This is a genomic window from Paenibacillus sp. LRG-1 (assembly GCF_057220305.1).
Genome location: NZ_CM170126.1, coordinates 3863600 through 3880833, shown reverse-complemented (window position 1 = coordinate 3880833; position 17234 = coordinate 3863600). Strand labels below are relative to the sequence as shown.

The window sequence follows — 17234 nt, the reverse complement described above, 5'->3', positions numbered from 1 at the left end:
TACGTGCTGGGAGGCAATAGAAGATGAAGGATTTTTTTCAATATATTCTAGGCGAGGTAAAAAGCGGACGGATACAGAAAGAGGATGCCATTGTAAAAATACGCCAATTTCAAGCTCAAATGGTTTCACATGAGGCCCCGCAAAGCGGAACAGGGACTGCGGGGTCCTTGGCGGATACGGGAGTCCTTATGCTTGAGCCTTTCTGGAAAGAGCAAGTTGCTCATCAGAAAGTGGCACGCCCTGAATTTAGCCAGCATCTGGTGGTGCTTTGCGAACTGGATCATTTCGCGGAGCGAAGCATTGAATCGCTCATGAAAGGAACCCGTTGCATCAAGCTGCATGCCAGCCAAAGCAGCATGGATGAACGCTTTCAGGCGTATGCCCTCCAGCTGCTCACGGAAGTGCAAATGGTTCTCACAGAGGAATCCAAGGGTAGCGTACTGATACAGATTGCAGTTTCCGCACAAAGCGCACAGCAACCTTTCGCAGGACTATTGGGATTACTGCAGACAGCTGAGAAAGAAAACCCGAAAATCGTAGGGCAACTCGTAGAATTGGAATCTGTAGGTCTGGAAGAGGTCATTGAGAAATTAAAAGAGAACAGTCAATATCCAAAGAATAAAAGGATACGGTATGAGGATGGTAAACGTTTGGTTCTCGGTTGGAACGAGATGAAACCCACTGAGACAACGGGAAGAGTACCCTGGAAGGATCGGGGGACTTATTTGATTACGGGTGGTGCAGGAGGTTTAGGACTTATTTTTGCGGAGGATATCGCCCAGCGAGTCAGGGAAGCCACGCTAGTTCTTGTAGGCCGTTCAAATCCAGACGAAGGCAAACAGGCCATATTGGAGCAGCTGAAGGCGCTGGGGGTCCGCGTTAAGTACAAACAGGTAGATGTAGCACAGAAGGAAGAGGTCTCCAAATTGATCCTTGAGATCAGGGAAGAGTATGGAGGCCTTGATGGTATCCTTCATAGTGCTGGAGTAATACAGGATCGTTTTATTATGAATAAATCACAGGAAGAGTTCGCGGAAGTAATGGCACCAAAGGTTGCCGGACTGGTGAACTTAGATCAGGAGACCAAGGAGCTACATCTGGATTTCTTTATTCTCTTCTCCTCAATAGCTGGGATTATGGGCAACCCCGGTCAAGCCGACTATTCTGCCGCTAATGCCTTTATGGATGCCTATGCCGCGTATCGAAACAGCCTTGTATCCTCAAAGGGGCGCAAAGGGCAGACGCTATCTGTCAATTGGCCTCTTTGGAAGGATGGAGGGATGCATGTGGACGATGACACGGAGAGGGCTTGGCAAAGTATTGGCATGGTAGCCATGCAAGCTTCAAACGGTATCCAGGCTTTATATAACGGTCTGGCCGCTGGCCTGAATCAGTTATTAGTAATAGAAGGTGAGCAATCCAAATTGCAAAAGTATTTCCTGGCGTCCCAACCACAGGAGAAAGAATATGTTGAAGAGTCAGCTTCTTCAGAGGTGAATCTTGAACTGCTTCTTGAAAAAACCTTACATCAGCTAAAACTATTGTTTGGAGAAGTTACCAAGCTGAGCATTGACAAAATTGATGTCAGCGAGCCTTTAGAAAGCTATGGCATAGACTCCATCATGATTACAAGGCTTAATCAAAAGCTGCAGGGGATTTTTGGAGAAATATCAATGACCTTGTTTTATGAATATCAGACGTTGGAAGCAGTGGCCGAATATTTTATTGCTGATTATCACAAGGAATGCGTACGGTGGACAGGAATCGGAAGCCCGATAAAGACGGAAGAGAAATCCGTCTCCATTTCCGCAACCTTGCATGCTGCCAGCGAGTTTTCTTTGTCACCCCTGCCAAAGGAAGAAAACAATCGTATCTGCAACACGGCTACTAACAGAGACCGTGTGAAACACGAGCCAATAGCCATTATTGGTGTAAGTGGACGATATCCGCAGGCCAAAAATATGGAAGAGTACTGGAGCAATCTGGAACAGGGCAAAGACTGTATAACAGAAATCCCTGCGGAACGCTGGAAGAGGGAAGGTTTCTACTGTTCCGACATCAAAGAAGCTGTTGAGAAGGGCAAAAGCTATAGTAAATATGGAGGATTTGTGGAGGATTTTGCAGATTTTGATCCTCTCTTCTTTAATATATCTCCCCGGGAAGCGATGAGTATGGATCCTCAGGAGCGAATATTCCTGGAAGAATGCTGGAAGGTTTTCGAGGATGCAGGATATAGCAGGGAACAGCTCGCCGAACAGTATAATGGCCGGATTGGCGTCTTTGCAGGAATTACCGGAACGGGGTTCAATTTATACGGGCCAAAGCTGTGGGAACAAGGACAACCCGTCTTTCCGCGAACCTCCTTCAGCTCGGTAGCCAACAGAATATCCTATTTCTTGAACTTAAAGGGGCCCAGTATCCCGGTTGATACCATGTGCTCTTCCTCATTAACTGCAATCCACGAGGCCTGTGAGCATATCTTTAACGGTGAATGCGAAATGGCTGTTGCTGGAGGAGTCAACTTATATCTTCATCCTTCAAGCTATATCTTTCTCAGTACGATGAGAATGCTATCGCCTGAGGGGCGGTGTAAAAGCTTTGGGGAAGGCGGGAATGGATTTGTCCCTGGCGAAGGTGCAGGGGTTGTGCTGCTCAAACCTTTGTCACGAGCCATTGCAGACAAGGACCATATCTATGCCGTTATTCGGGGAACCCGTATCAACCATGGAGGAAAAACAAACGGGTATACCGTGCCTAACCCGGTAGCACAGGGTGAACTGATTAGAGAGGCTTTTGATAAAGCAGGCGTAAATGCCCGGGCAGTCAGTTATATTGAGGCCCACGGTACTGGAACGGAGCTCGGTGATCCTATTGAAGTCACCGGGCTTACCCAGGCATTTAAGAAAGATACGCAGGACACGGGGTTTTGTGCTATCGGCTCGGTAAAATCAAACATAGGCCATTTAGAGGCGGCCGCAGGGATTGCAGGCATCGCTAAAATCATCTTGCAAATGAAAAACCGGAAAATTGCCCCTAGCCTGCATTCCCAAAAACTGAACCCTAATATAAACTTTTCCAAAACGCCATTTGTAGTCCAACAGGGGCTTTCTGAATGGGAGCGTCCGATAGTGGAGGAGGACGGCGAGCAACGGGAATACCCGAGGATCGCCGGGATATCTTCCTTTGGAGCCGGTGGGGCTAATGCTCATATCGTCCTTGAGGAATACCTCCCTGTGGAACAGGATGACTTTCAAAATCCCTTTACTCCTCCAAGACCAGTCGTCATAGTTCTGTCGGCAAAAAGTGATGGAGCATTGAAGGAGCAGGTAAGCCAATTGGCTACTGTAATGGATCGGAATGAGTTTTCCGATCACGATCTGGTGAATGTGGCTTATACCTTGCAGACAGGACGTGAGGCGATGGAAGAGCGCCTCGCTGTGGTCGTTGAGTCAGTGGAGGAACTTAAAAACAAGTTGCGGGACTTTATTGGAGGAAGACAGAGTATTGCACACCTTTACCGGGGACAGGCCAAGCGGGACAAGGAGAGCTTGAACATGGCCTCAGAGGAGAAAACGCTCGATGAAACAGTTGATTTACAGATTCTAGCGGAAAAGTATGGAAGAATCTCAGACTTGTGGGTCAAGGGTGTCCATATGGACTGGAGCAGACTTTACGGTAATGTCCAGCCCCGCCGTATCCCTTTACCCACATATCCTTTTGCCAGAGAACGCTATTGGATACATGTAGATGAAGAAAAGCCTGTCGCCAATGCGGCTGCACATCTACATCCATTACTGCATCAAAACACCTCCGTACTTTCTGAGCAAAGATTTAGTTCAACCTTTAACGGCCAGGAGTTTTATCTGAAAAACTCCTTAGTTGACGGAAAGCTTGTCCTGTCAGAAGCGGCATGCCTTGAAATGGTGCGGGCAGCGGTTGAGCAGTCGTTAACAGTACAGGAGAAGGGTCAGGCAAACATCATTATTAAAGATATTGTATGGACACATGCTCCCGCTATAGGAGATCAGCCGTTAGAAATACATATAGGGCTCTTTCCGGGAGATCAAGGAGCGATTGGCTTCAAAATCTACAGCAGATTAACAGAAGCCGGGGACCCTGTCTTACACAGCCAGGGTAGTGCCGAACTGAAGATGTTAAATGAAGCGGAAACGTGGGGTATACAGACTTTGCAGATGGAGTGCTTTCAGCATGTTTCGACTGGGATAGACGATGAAGCAGTGTGGGGCATGGGAGCCGACTACAGTCCGGGACATCAGGCCAATGAACAAGTGCATATAGGACAGGGGTTAGTGCTGACCAAGCTATCGTTGCCTTCCGGTATTAGGAATACTGAGGGCTTATTTGTTTTGCATCCCTTTATAATAAATGCTGCTTTGCAAATGCCGCCGGCATACTTGTTTTCGAATGATGAAAATATCATGCGGCCTTCAGGCATTGACCCTCTACAGAAAATACGGCCGACTGCCATTGAGAGACTCGAAATATTTCGGGAATGTCCCTGTGAAATGTGGGCGTTGATCCGGTATAGCAGAGGAAGCGGGGCTGGTCATAATACGCAGAAGTATGACATTGATTTGTGTGATGAGGCAGGCCAGGTCTGCGTGCGCATAAAAGGATGCTCCTACAAGGAAGTGGACGCATGTGAGAAAACACTTGGTGTAATGATGCTCCAACCCTTCTGGAAAGAACAGGCGGTTGCGGAGGACACGATGGTTCCCATTTACGAACGACATGTGGTAATGCTTTGCGAAACAGATACCATTGCTGCTGGAGATATTGAGTCCTCCTTGGCAGGAGTGGAATGTATCACTCTGCAATCCGGAATGGAGGAGGTCGATCGCCGCTTCGAAATGTATGCTGTCCAGGTTTTTGAGAAGATAAAAAGTATCCTGAATGACAAACCCAAAGGCAAGGTGCTGGTGCAGATTGTAACGATGCCTCAACATGAAAAGCTGCTCTTCGCTGGGCTGTGCGGCATACTCAAAACTGCGCAAAAGGAAAATCCAAAGATCCATGGTCAGTTAATTGAAGTTGAGGGTACAGAAAAAATGGAAGGGCTCATTGAAATACTAAAGACGAGCAGCCGACACCCTGCGGATAGCCGCATCCGGTTTGCAGAAGGCAAACGTTGGATTCCTGTCTGGAGTAAAGCAGAAATGCCGTCAGAAACACCGGATATTCCATGGAAAGACCGCGGGGTTTATTTGATTACTGGAGGAGCAAAGGGTTTAGGTCTTATTTTTGCTAAAGAGATTGCGCGTCAGGCCAAGGAAGTGACTTTGATTCTTACTGGACGTTCCCTACTGGATCAGGACAAGCAGACCTCATTGGAGGAATTGAAGGCATTGGGCGCCCGGGTAGGATACAAGCAGGCGGATGTCACGCGGAAGGAAGCTGTGGTTGGCTTAATTGAAGATATCAAACAGACATACGGCGGAATCAACGGCATCCTGCACAGTGCTGGAATCATCCAGGATAACTATATTATTAAAAAGACTAGCCTGGAATTCAGGGCAGTGCTGGCGCCAAAGGTTGCGGGACTGGTAAATCTGGACCAAGCCAGTAAGGACATTGCTCTTGACTTCTTTATCCTTTTTTCGTCAGGTTCGGGAGTGGGTGGTAATGCAGGTCAGTCTGACTATGCTGCCGCGAATGCTTTTATGGACGCATATGCCTGGTACCGCAATACCTTGGTATCCTTCATGGAGCGTACAGGCAAAACGCTGTCCATCAATTGGCCGTTATGGAAAGATGGCGGAATGCGGCCTGACCAGGAGACGGAGAAGGCCATGCAGAAGGTGGGTATGTATGCGATGAGGACAGAGACAGGAATGAGCGCCCTGTACCAAAGCATAGCCTGTATTTCGGATCAGGTCATGGTGATCGAAGGAGACGTAGATCTAATCAGCAACATGATGATCATGGAGGGACAGCTTGAAGAAAGCGGCAAAGCATCCCGGGATCAGGCGATCGGATCAGAAGCTGAAGCATACATCGTTTCCTCCACAGCAAAGAAGACAGAGTCCGGCCAGGAAGAAGACCTGTTGCGTGAAAAGACGGTCCATTACTTGAAGACTCTGCTTTCATCGTCCATCGGCCTGCCCGTATATCGAATCGAAGAGGATACACCTTTTGAAAATTATGGGGTTGATTCTATAAAGTCTATGGAGTTGACCGACCAGCTGGAGAAAACATTCGATCAGGTGTCGAGGACTCTATTTTTTGAATATCCGGATATCCGGAGTTTAACGGAATATTTTGTGGAAGCCTATCGAGACCAATTGATCGCTTTGTTTGGCATAGATCAGGTAGCGGTTGCAGGCGCGAAAGCCGACACAACTGTTGCAGCAAACAAGGAAGTGTCCGGCAGAGAAGAGGACCTGCTGCGTGAAAAGACGGTCCATTACTTGAAGACCCTGCTTTCAACGTCCATCGGCCTGCCCGTATATCGAATCGAAGAGGATACACCTTTTGAAAATTATGGGGTTGATTCTATAAAGTCTATGGAGTTGACAGACCAGCTGGAGAAAACGTTCTATCAGGTGTCGAGGACTCTATTTTTTGAATATCCAAATATTCGGAGTTTGACGGAATATTTTGTGGAAGCCTATCGAGACCAATTGATCGCTTTGTTTGGCATAGATCAGGCAACAGCTGCGGGTGAAAATGCCGAACCAACTTCTATAACAAATAAGGCAGTGTCCAGCCAGGAAGAAGAGCTACTGCGTGAAAAAATGACAAGTTACCTAAAGAGCCTGCTCTCTTCGTCCACTGGACTGCCGGAACATCGCATTGAAGAGGACAAAAATCTAGAAAACTATGGTGTTGACTCCATAAAGTCAATGGAATTAACCGATGAGCTGGAAAAAAACTTCGGCCCGCTATCGAGGACCTTACTTTTTGAATATCCGAATATCCAGAGTTTAATAGAATATTTCCTGGAATCGCATCGAGGCGAATTGATTGAATGGTTTGGTATGGAGCAGGTAAAAGCCCCTTCTCCGATATTCCGTCGTCCCCAATTTTCGGCAACCGAGGTAGAGGCTCAGGAGGAGAAGAAACAAGAAACAGGAGCGATGGACATTGCTGTCATCGGGGTGTCCGGGAAATATCCAGGGGCGGAAAATCTTCAGGAGTTCTGGAGCAATCTCCAAGATAGCAAGGACTGCATTACCGAAGTTCCAAAAGACCGTTGGGAGCACGATCTTTATTTTGACAAGGAGAGAAACAAGCCGGGAAAAACCTACTGCAAGTGGGGCGGTTTCATGGAACGAATAAGCCTGTCAGAGCCAGCATTCTTTCATCTCACCCCCTATGAGATCAGTTTAATGGACCCGATGGAGCAACTTTTCCTGGGAATAATATGGAATTTGCTTGAAAGTGCAGGATATACGCGAGAGGCATTACAGAAGAAGCACCAGAACAAGGTTGGCGTCTATGTGGGCGCTACGTATCACAAATACTGCTCCTGTGATATCGAACCGGACTCTGCCCAACGGGTAACATCATTTGGGTCTGTTGCAGTCGCAAATCCCATGTCGCATTATTTCAATTTCCAGGGACCGAGCATATCCATTGATACGATGAGCTCTTCCTCAGCTGTAGCTGTCCATATGGCATGTGAAAGCCTGATCAGGGGAGAGTGTCAAATAGCGGTAGCTGGCGGGGGGAATCTATTGACTAGTCCCAAAAAGTATATTGAATCCAGTCAAAATCAGTTGATTGGAAGTCATGAAGATAGCAGAAGCTTTGCAGATGGGGATGGGTACCTTCCAGCGGAAGGAGTTGGAGCGGTACTCTTAAAACCGCTTCATAAGGCTGTACAGGATGGAGATTGCATTTTAGCGGTTATTAAATCCACGGCAACCAATCATGGGGGACATAGCAATGGATATACAATCCCTAACCCCAATGCGCAGGCGCAACTAGTCGAAGAAAACTTTTTGAAAGCCGGTATAGACCCCCGGACGATCAGTTATGTAGAGGCAGCCGCAAATGGTTCTACATTGGGAGACCCTATTGAACTTGCTGCTTTGAATAAAGCATTCCAGAAATTCACGACCGAGCAGCAATTTTGTGCCATTGGCTCAGTCAAATCCAATATAGGGCATGCAGAAGCGGCTTCGGGAATATCACAGCTAACCAAGGTCATATTGCAATTGTGGCATCGAAAACTGGTTCCTACCATTAAGGCCGAGAAGCTTAACCCTAATATTAATTTCAGTAATACTCCATTTTATTTGCAGCGGGAGGTTCAGGAATGGGAGCGGCCTGTAATTGAGATTCAGGGAGAAGAACGGGAATTCCCGTTGCGGGCAACCGTAAGCTCCTTTGGTGCGGGAGGCTCTAATGTGCATTTCATTCTGGAAGAATATATCCCTTCAGAAAAAGACAACATTCATTTACGAGTGGCAGATCAGCCCCAAGTGGTGATTCTCTCGGACATAAATCGTGAGAGACTGATGGCGCTTGCCAATCAATTACTGGGATATCTGGAGCAGCAGAGCGATGATGCCTTACAAGATATTGCCTTTACACTTCAGACAGGCCGCGAAGCGATGACATGCCGGGCGGCAATCGTAGCGAATACGCGGCAGGATCTACTCACGGGTCTTAGGGAACTTCTCGAAATAGCCGATAGCGGCAACGGGCCCGAAGGGGCATCTATTCCTTTATTTATAGGAGAAAGTGCAGAAGACTCAAATACGAGTGCGCTTCTCTCAGGGAAAATAGGAGAGACCGTTTCTCAATTGCTGCTAGAGGAGAAAAATATGGAAAATATAGCGATGTATTGGAGCCAGGGGGGCAGGATTTCATGGGAGGCACTCCATGAGGATAAAGATGTTCGCAGAATCCCCCTACCGATAACCCTGTTTTAAACATAAACAGGGAACCGATCACTATCAGATGGAAAATACAAAATATTCTGGAGGTAAATCATGAGGGAATTTAAAGATAAGATAGCCGTAGTTACGGGAGCCGCCAGTGGGATTGGCCGTGCTATTGCGGATCGATGTGTAAATGAGGGCATGAAGGTCGTCCTCGCGGATATTGAGGAGGAGGCCCTTCTAAGGGCCGAAAAACAATTGAAAGACATGGGTGCAGAAACGTTATCCGTGGTGACGGATATTTCCAAAGAAGCTGATATACGTGCATTAGCGCAAAAAACGGTTCAGACATTTGGGGCTGTGCATCTTTTGTTCAACAATGCAGGGGTGGACGCCGGCACGGGCTGCTTATTATGGGAAAATACGGTGGCGGATTGGCAGTGGGTAATAAACGTAAACATATGGGGGATTCTCTTTGCAACTGAAATTTTTGTTCCTATTATGCTGAAACAGAAAACCGCATGTCATATTGTGAATACAGCTTCCATCGCCGGGCTATTGTCCGGCCCTGGTAATGGCATATATAGCGCGTCAAAACATGCCGTTTTAAGCTTGTCTGAAACGCTACACCAAGAACTCAGATTGATAGGTTCCAATGTAGGAGTTTCGGTTGTCTGCCCCGGGTTCGTACGCACCCAAATTATGGATGCGGAACGGAACCGACCGACGGAGCTGAGCAAGCAGACCGGACTAGGAAATCTTCCCCCGGAAAGACAAGTCATTAATCAATTGGCCCGCAAGGCTGTCCAGAATGGAATACTTCCAGAGGATGTAGCAAATCAGATGTTTGAGGGAATCAAAAAAGGGCAGCTATATATCATAACAGAGCCGAAATTCAAACCTGCAATAAGACAACATATGGAGAATGTTCTTAACGAAAGCAATCCCACACCTTCCCAAATGCAATTAGTTCGCAATTTACTGTGAAATATTTATTTTAAATGGTTTTATTGGGATTTTATCAATGAGTATGTTGTGGGAGGTTAGAATGGACAGATCTGTGATTTTTATGTTTTCAGGCCAAGGCTCACAATACTACGGCATGGGAAGAGAATTATATAGGTTAAATCCAGTTTTCCGAAAATGGATGACCAAGCTGGATGAGATTCATACGGATATTACAGGCAGGTCCGTATTAAAAATGCTGTACGACGACAACCGTGGGAGAGGAGACGTGTTTGATAACCTGTTATATACTCACCCCGCAATTTTCATGGTGGAGTATGCCCTCACACAGGTATTACTGGAAAAGGGGATTTATCCTGATTACGTTTTGGGTTCCAGCCTCGGTGAGTTTGCATCTGTTGCTGTGGCTGGTTGTATGAGTTATGAAAATACTCTTCAATGCCTTGTCAAGCAAGCAGAAATGGTAGAAACCTACTGTCCAAAGGGTGGCATGCTGGCCGTAATTGGCGACCTCAGTCTGTATGACCAAATATCCGTATTGAATGCCAATTCAGAGTTAGCATCAATCAACTATGACTCGCATTTTGTCATTTCTGGAAGCTGTGAGGAACTGGAAGGAATTGAACGCTACTTGATAGCAAATGAGATTATATGTCAAAGATTACCGGTCCAGTTTGCTTTTCACTCTTCCTTAATGGACCCTATAGCCTTGGAATATACAGCGTATTTAAAGCTTAAGCCCCTAAGGAATCCGACTATAAATATGGTTTCATCTATGTACGGAGGAAAGGCGACATCCCTTGACAACCGTTTTCTTTGGGATGTCACTAGAAAACCTATCCGTTTTCGGAACGCTTTAAAATGTCTGGGAGACGGGGACGGGGTCATCTATATTGACCTTGGCCCCTCGGGCACTCTTGCTAATTTTGTGAAGTACAATTTTGGTAGCAAGAAAATGGCAAGTATTTGTTCTATTCTTTCACCTTTTCAAAACGATATGAAAAATTTGGATCGTCTATTTGAAATATTCGACTAATATGCATTCACTAGCAAAAAGGAGGACACAAATGATCGCATATCTGTTCCCTGGACAAGGGGCTCAAGCCAAAGGCATGGGAGTAGGACTATTTGACGAATTTCAGGAATTGGTTGCAAAAGCGGATGCTATTCTTGGTTATTCTATTAAGAAACTGTGTCTTGAAGATCCTGCCAATCAACTAGGACAAACGGATTTTACCCAACCGGCGCTATTTGTCGTAAACGCTTTGAGTTATCTTAATAAATTAAAAGAGACTGGAAGAAAACCCGATTATGTTGCAGGACATAGCCTAGGTGAATACAATGCCTTATTTGCCGCAGAGGCATTTGACTTTGAAACGGGCTTGAAGCTGGTTAAAAAAAGAGGAGAACTGATGGTCAAGGCTACCGGTGGTGGTATGGCAGCGGTCATAGGCTTGAACGAGGAAGTATTTAGAGAAGTTATCGAGAAAAATAATTTAAGGGAGATTGATGTTGCTAATTTTAATTCGCCAAGCCAGATTGTCATCTCAGGACCGAAGGACATGATTGAGCAGGCGCAGCCAATTTTTGAGGATGCAGGAGCCACAAACTATGTGATTTTAAATGTAAGTGGAGCATTTCACTCCAGGTATTTGGAAGATGCCAGACAGAGATTTGAGGCCTATGCGTCACAGTTCGAATTCTCAAAATTGAAAATACCAGTCATTTCAAATATCTATGCCAGACCCTACAGGCAGCAAGATGTAAGGAGTACGCTGATCAACCAGATCGTAAGTCCAGTCAAATGGTCGGAAAGTATAAGATATCTAATGGGTAAAAATGTAACCCAGTTCATACAGGTTGGGCCTGGAAAAGTCATAACAGGGTTGGTTAACGCAATACAACGAGACGCAGAACCGCTGATTGTGAGGGAGGATGAGGAACGTAGCGAGCAGGTACAGGAAGTAAAGTCGAAGAATAGTATATCCGGCCAACGATTTACGGCGGAGTCTCTTGGTCATAGCGAATTCAAACAATATTATGGACTTAAATACGCGTATCTTATGGGTTCGATGTATAAGGGAATATCTTCAAAAGAGATGGTCGTAAAAGCAGGTAAGGCAGGAATGATGGGATTCTTTGGGGCAGGGGGAGTCAAGATTGGGGCCCTTGAGGAAGCTATAAAGTATATTCAGCAAGAATTGAACCAAGGCGAAGCCTATGGAATGAATCTTATTCATGTTCCCGATCACCTGGAAATAGAAAATAACATCGTTGATTTGTACATAAAATACGGTGTTAGAACTATTGAAGCCTCTGCGTTCATGAGTATAACGCCTTCTTTGGTAAGGTACAGATTGAAGGGTTTGAAACGAAATGAAAAGGGGATCGTAACACCGCAGAACAGGATTATAGCGAAAGTATCAAGACCCGAGGTTGTGGAGGCATTCTTAAGTCCTGCGCCTCAGAATATCGTAAATAAACTGCTCGAGGAAAATAGGATAAGCCGGGATGAGGCCCGGATGGCGATGGAAATTCCTATGGTAGACGATCTGTGTGTCGAGGCTGATTCAGGCGGGCATACTGATCATGCTGTTGCATATGTACTGGTTCCGTTAATGCTTAAAATGAGGGATGAAGCGTTACTTAAGTATAAATACAATAAAAGTATAAGGGTAGGGGCAGCCGGGGGGATAGGGACTCCACAAGCTGCTGCGGCAGCGTTTATACTGGGTGCGGATTTTATCATGACAGGCTCAATCAACCAATGCACGGTTGAAGCAGGGACAAGTGATGATGTAAAGGATTTGCTCCAGCAGTTAAATATACAGGATACAGACTACGCTCCCGCAGGAGATATGTTTGAAATGGGAGCGAAGATTCAGGTTATGAAAAAAGGAGTTTTTTTCCCGGCCAGGGCGAATAAATTATATGATCTTTACCGTAATTATAACTCCATAGATGAAATTGATAGCGGAACCAAAAAATATATTGAAGAAAAGTATTTTAAGAAGAGTATTGAACAAGTATATGAAGATATTAAAGCTTATTACCCGGCTGAGATCATTGAAAAAGCTGAAAGAATTCCTAAACGTAAGATGGCGTTGATATTTAGATGGTACTTTACTTATTCTACACGACTTGCAATGAATGGAGACAAACACAGTAAGGTTGATTATCAAGTACACTGCGGACCAGCCCTCGGCGCTTTTAACCAATGGGTTAAGGGAACAGTCTTTGAGAATTGGAAGAACAGGCATGTTGACGAAATAGGACAAAAAATAATGGTTGAAACTGCGGAATACCTGAATGAGAGGTATAAAGCTTTAACGATAATGTGAGTAGTATATGTGTGGAGAAAAATAGAAATCATTAAGATGATAGGGAATAAAAGAAAGTGGGGTTTTTCATGCATAGTTACAGGACTCATAACTGTGGAGAATTGGATCAAAAACATGTCGGCGAAGTAGTGAGAATTGCAGGATGGATAAAAAATATACGTGACCATGGCGGGGTTATTTTTATTGACCTTAGGGATCATTATGGAGTAACGCAGATTGTTGTTTCTGATAATAACGAATTGAAAGATTTTGTATCAAAGATCACCAGAGAGTCAACTATTTCTGTTACAGGCACTGTATGTAACAGATCTGAAAATACGATTAGTCCCACTATGAAAACCGGGCATATTGAGTTAGCTGCTAATGAGATAGAAGTTTTAGGGAAGGTAGTGAATCCATTACCTTTTGAAGTATCTTTAGCAAATGAAGCTCGGGAAGATTTAAGATTAAAGTATCGTTTCTTGGATCTACGGAATGAAAAAATACACAATAATATTATACTTCGTTCTAAAGTAATTCAAAGTATCAGAAGAAAGATGATCGATTTGAATTTTTTAGAGATCCAGACACCTATCCTGACAAGTTCATCTCCAGAAGGCGCCAGAGACTATCTAGTTCCTAGTAGAGTACATCCAGGCCAATTTTATGCCTTGCCTCAGGCACCTCAACAATTTAAACAATTATTAATGGTTTCGGGCTTTGATAAATATTTTCAAATTGCTCCTTGCTTTAGAGATGAGGATGCAAGGGCAGACAGATCACCCGGCGAGTTTTATCAGCTGGATTTGGAAATGGCTTTTGCAACACAGGAAGATGTCTTTAATGTAGTTGAAAATATGCTATATGAAGTTTTCTCTGAATTTACAAATTTTAAAATTTCAAAGCCTTTTACCAGGATTCCATATCAAGAAGCCATGCTCAAATACGGGAGCGATAAACCTGATTTAAGGAATCCATTAATTATCCATGATGTTACAGAGCTGTTTACAGAGACTGATTTTAAAGTATTTAAAAATAAAACGATAAGAGTTATTGCTGTTCCTGGTTGTGGAGCACAGCCAAGAAGCTTTTATGACGATATAGTAAACTTTGCTATTGAGGCTGGAGCGAAAGGCCTCTCATGGATTAAGTTCAATGATGATATGTCTCTTAGTGGCTCTATTGCAAAATTCATCTCTGAAGAGGTGAAAAACGAATTAATACATGTTACGCAAGCTAGTTCAGGATATGCACTGTTTTTTGCTGCTGATCAACTTAAAAATGTCGAAAAAATAGCCGGTGCTGTCAGAAACCAATTAGGAAAAAGACTGGATTTGCTGGAAAAGGATATATATAAATTTTGCTGGATAGTTGATTTTCCTATGTTTGAATTGGATACTGATACTCATAAAATTGGGTTTAGCCATAATCCTTTTTCGATGCCACAAGGTGGTATGGATGCGCTGCTGAATATGAATCCTCTTGATATCCTAGCGTACCAATATGATATTGTATGTAATGGGATTGAACTGTCCTCGGGTGCTGTCCGTAACCATGATACGGAGATTATGGTAAAAGCCTTTGAGATTGCAGGTTATACATATGGAGATATCAAGAGTAAATTTCCTGCACTCTTTAATGCTTTTCAATTTGGGCCGCCGCCTCATGCAGGTATAGCACCTGGAATTGATAGGATTGTTATGATCATTGCAAATGAATCGAATATCCGAGAGGTTATTGCTTTTCCAATGAATAGCAAAGCGCAGGATCTATTAATGGGAGCACCTTCGGAGGTTACTGAGAAACAATTGAGAGATGTTCATATAAAATTGGTAAATACTCAGCCAGAAACAGAATAAACAGATTCAACAACATACTGAAAGCAGAGGCTGAATTCGGCACGTATTTGAATCTCATTGAGTGTGTTAAAAACTCTCCCTGCTAGATGCAGAGGAGAGTTTTTTTATTTAGCTCAGATTGGGGTTGTTCATTTTGCAATCTTCATCGGTACACTGGAAGGTATGGCAGGCTTATCGAGTGGAGCTATGCCAAAAAGTAGAAATTATAGGAATATAGGAAAATCGAAATAGCTAGAAACGAAAGAATCAGCGTCGCGGTGTATACCTTTCTTAACAATGTTGTTTTGGTAACATTGCATCTTCTTACAGCAAGATAAGCGGCCGGTACAAAGGCAAGCCCAAGTACCCAGAAAAAGATAATATTCAAATTGAAATTGGACATAGGCTGAAAGGGGTCGCCTATCAATTGGATGCTGGAAGCAATGAGATTGACGATCACAAGCAGACCCAGCAATGGTATTACGGTTACACTGTCAGGGAAGGGAAGCCGCGAAGTACTCTTCTGCTTTCTTGCGTCCTTGAGCTTCCGCAGCCACCCTGTAATACCAAAAACAAACCCAAGCGCAAACCAAATGCCGCATGCCCCCACTAGAATATAACTGAAAATGGATGTTTGCAGGAAGGAGATCGGCAATTGGTCATCGATCACTCCATATGACAACTGCGTCACTTTACCATCGGCATTGGTTAAGAAAAAAAGACGACTGATGTTTAAGCCCGCGTAATCATAAGAAGTGCTCCCAGGAGTCACACGTTCAAAAAAATAGGGTTTGGTTTCTACATAATCAACATGAATATTCATGGATGGAATACTCAGAGTGATTCCGCCATTGCCGTTGGCTGTGACCACTTCTTCCGCATTGGATAATACGGGTATAAGCTTCAATATACCAGATGATACTGCACGAGCAGAACGGTATTTTCCCGCCACATCCGCGCTATGCTTCAACGTGCTATCCGCTTGCGGAGTAGCGTGGGAATCCCCAACAAACAGTTCAATGAGTTCGCTTCTTGCACCGGACATTTCATTTTCCACATTGGTCAGGATGCTGATCCCAAAGTTTTGATCCGGCACGATAGAGACCAGAGAGGAGAATGAATCTGTATTTCCACCGTGCTCGATAACACGATAATCTCCCGCGAACCGTTCCCAAAAGCCATGGGCATTCCCCGGAAGCTCGGGATAGTGGGTATATGAAGCCTCATGCATTTCTCGCAGGGTTTCATTCTTGTTGAATAGCGAATATTTTAAGGAATGCTCCATGTTCAGATGAGCAAGCATAAAATGAGCCATGTCCTCCGAAGTAATGTTTAACGCACCCGCCGGCACATCATTAAAGAAAACATTGGGCTTTGCCACCCAGTTTCCATCCTTCTTGGAGTAGCCTGTTGCTTTATGTTCGATAACCTCCGGGATAAGATCATATCGTTGTGTAAAGTAAGAATGTTTCATGTCTAGAGGCTCAAATATATGTTTCTGAATATAGGTTTCAAAAGGCATTCCGGATACACGTTCTATAATATAACCGGCCAGGTTGGTCCCATAGTTGGAATAAGCAATCACTGTTCCAGGCTCATAAATCTGTTCAGGCTGATTTCTGGGTGCGATATGCTCCTTGAGAGACCTAAGATCAGCAGGATCATGAACCAAAAGTTTTTCCAGGTGCTCCTCAAAACCTGCCGTGTGGCTCATCAGTGATTTCAGGGTAATAGGCTTATCAAAAGAAAGCTTGAGAAAGCCGTCAGGCAAGTATGTGCGGATGTCCGTATTCAAATCCAGCTTTCCCTGCTCAACCAGTTGCATTACTGCCGTCCAGGTGAACAATTTCGATACTGAACCGGCCTCCATATAGGTTGTTTCCGTACTCATGGGTATTTGTTTCTCGATGTTTGAGTATCCGTAACCTTTTGAAAAAACAATTCTCCCGTCCTTTACTATGGAAACCGCAGCACCAGGAATCGCTGTTCCTATATATTTTTTCATAATTTGATCTGTTCTGTTTTCGATTTCGGAAATCGGAATTCCAGAGGGCGTGGTTGGAACGGACCCAGAAGCATATGCCTGGACCGGGATAAATGCCATCAATGCCAACAGGAACAAAGAGGCAAATCGTTTTTTCAATTTCATATCAAGTCTCCTTTTTGCTGCACTTGAATCTTTAAGGGCAGTCTGTTTTTTGGAACATTTTTAGTGTAGCAATCAAGTCTTTCTTATTTCTCTCCTGTTCCTTACTTTTTTC

6 protein-coding genes are annotated in these 17234 nt (G+C 44.5%); 5 read left to right on the top strand and 1 reads right to left on the bottom strand.

Annotated features, from left to right (window positions below):
* Positions 1-23 precede the first annotated feature (23 nt).
* The 5 genes from ACUUJN_RS17215 to aspS all read left to right on the top strand — a co-directional run bounded on the left by ACUUJN_RS17215 (position 24) and on the right by aspS (position 14994).
* Positions 24-8900, top strand: coding sequence for an SDR family NAD(P)-dependent oxidoreductase (locus ACUUJN_RS17215; protein ID WP_484668736.1), 8877 nt, complete (start codon positions 24-26; stop codon positions 8898-8900).
* A gap of 60 nt (positions 8901-8960) precedes the next feature.
* Entirely contained in the window at positions 8961-9836 is an 876-nt protein-coding gene (locus ACUUJN_RS17210; protein WP_025718361.1) for an SDR family NAD(P)-dependent oxidoreductase, read from the top strand.
* A gap of 61 nt (positions 9837-9897) precedes the next feature.
* On the top strand, positions 9898-10851 hold the full coding sequence (locus tag ACUUJN_RS17205; RefSeq protein WP_075154431.1) for an acyltransferase domain-containing protein: 954 nt from the start codon (positions 9898-9900) through the stop codon (positions 10849-10851).
* A 31-nt stretch (positions 10852-10882) separates the two neighbouring features.
* Positions 10883-13156, top strand: coding sequence for an ACP S-malonyltransferase (gene fabD / locus ACUUJN_RS17200; RefSeq protein ID WP_341062483.1), 2274 nt, complete (start codon positions 10883-10885; stop codon positions 13154-13156).
* A gap of 68 nt (positions 13157-13224) precedes the next feature.
* Positions 13225-14994 (top strand): aspartate--tRNA ligase, encoded by a 1770-nt coding sequence (gene aspS / locus ACUUJN_RS17195; RefSeq protein ID WP_484668735.1) that lies wholly within the window; start codon positions 13225-13227, stop codon positions 14992-14994.
* A 184-nt stretch (positions 14995-15178) separates the two neighbouring features.
* On the opposite strand, the gene ACUUJN_RS17190 is transcribed toward aspS, so the two are convergent.
* A complete protein-coding gene (locus ACUUJN_RS17190) occupies positions 15179-17122 on the bottom strand; it encodes a serine hydrolase domain-containing protein (protein ID WP_484668734.1) in 1944 nt (647 codons plus the stop codon).
* Between the last annotated feature and the right edge of the window lie 112 nt (positions 17123-17234).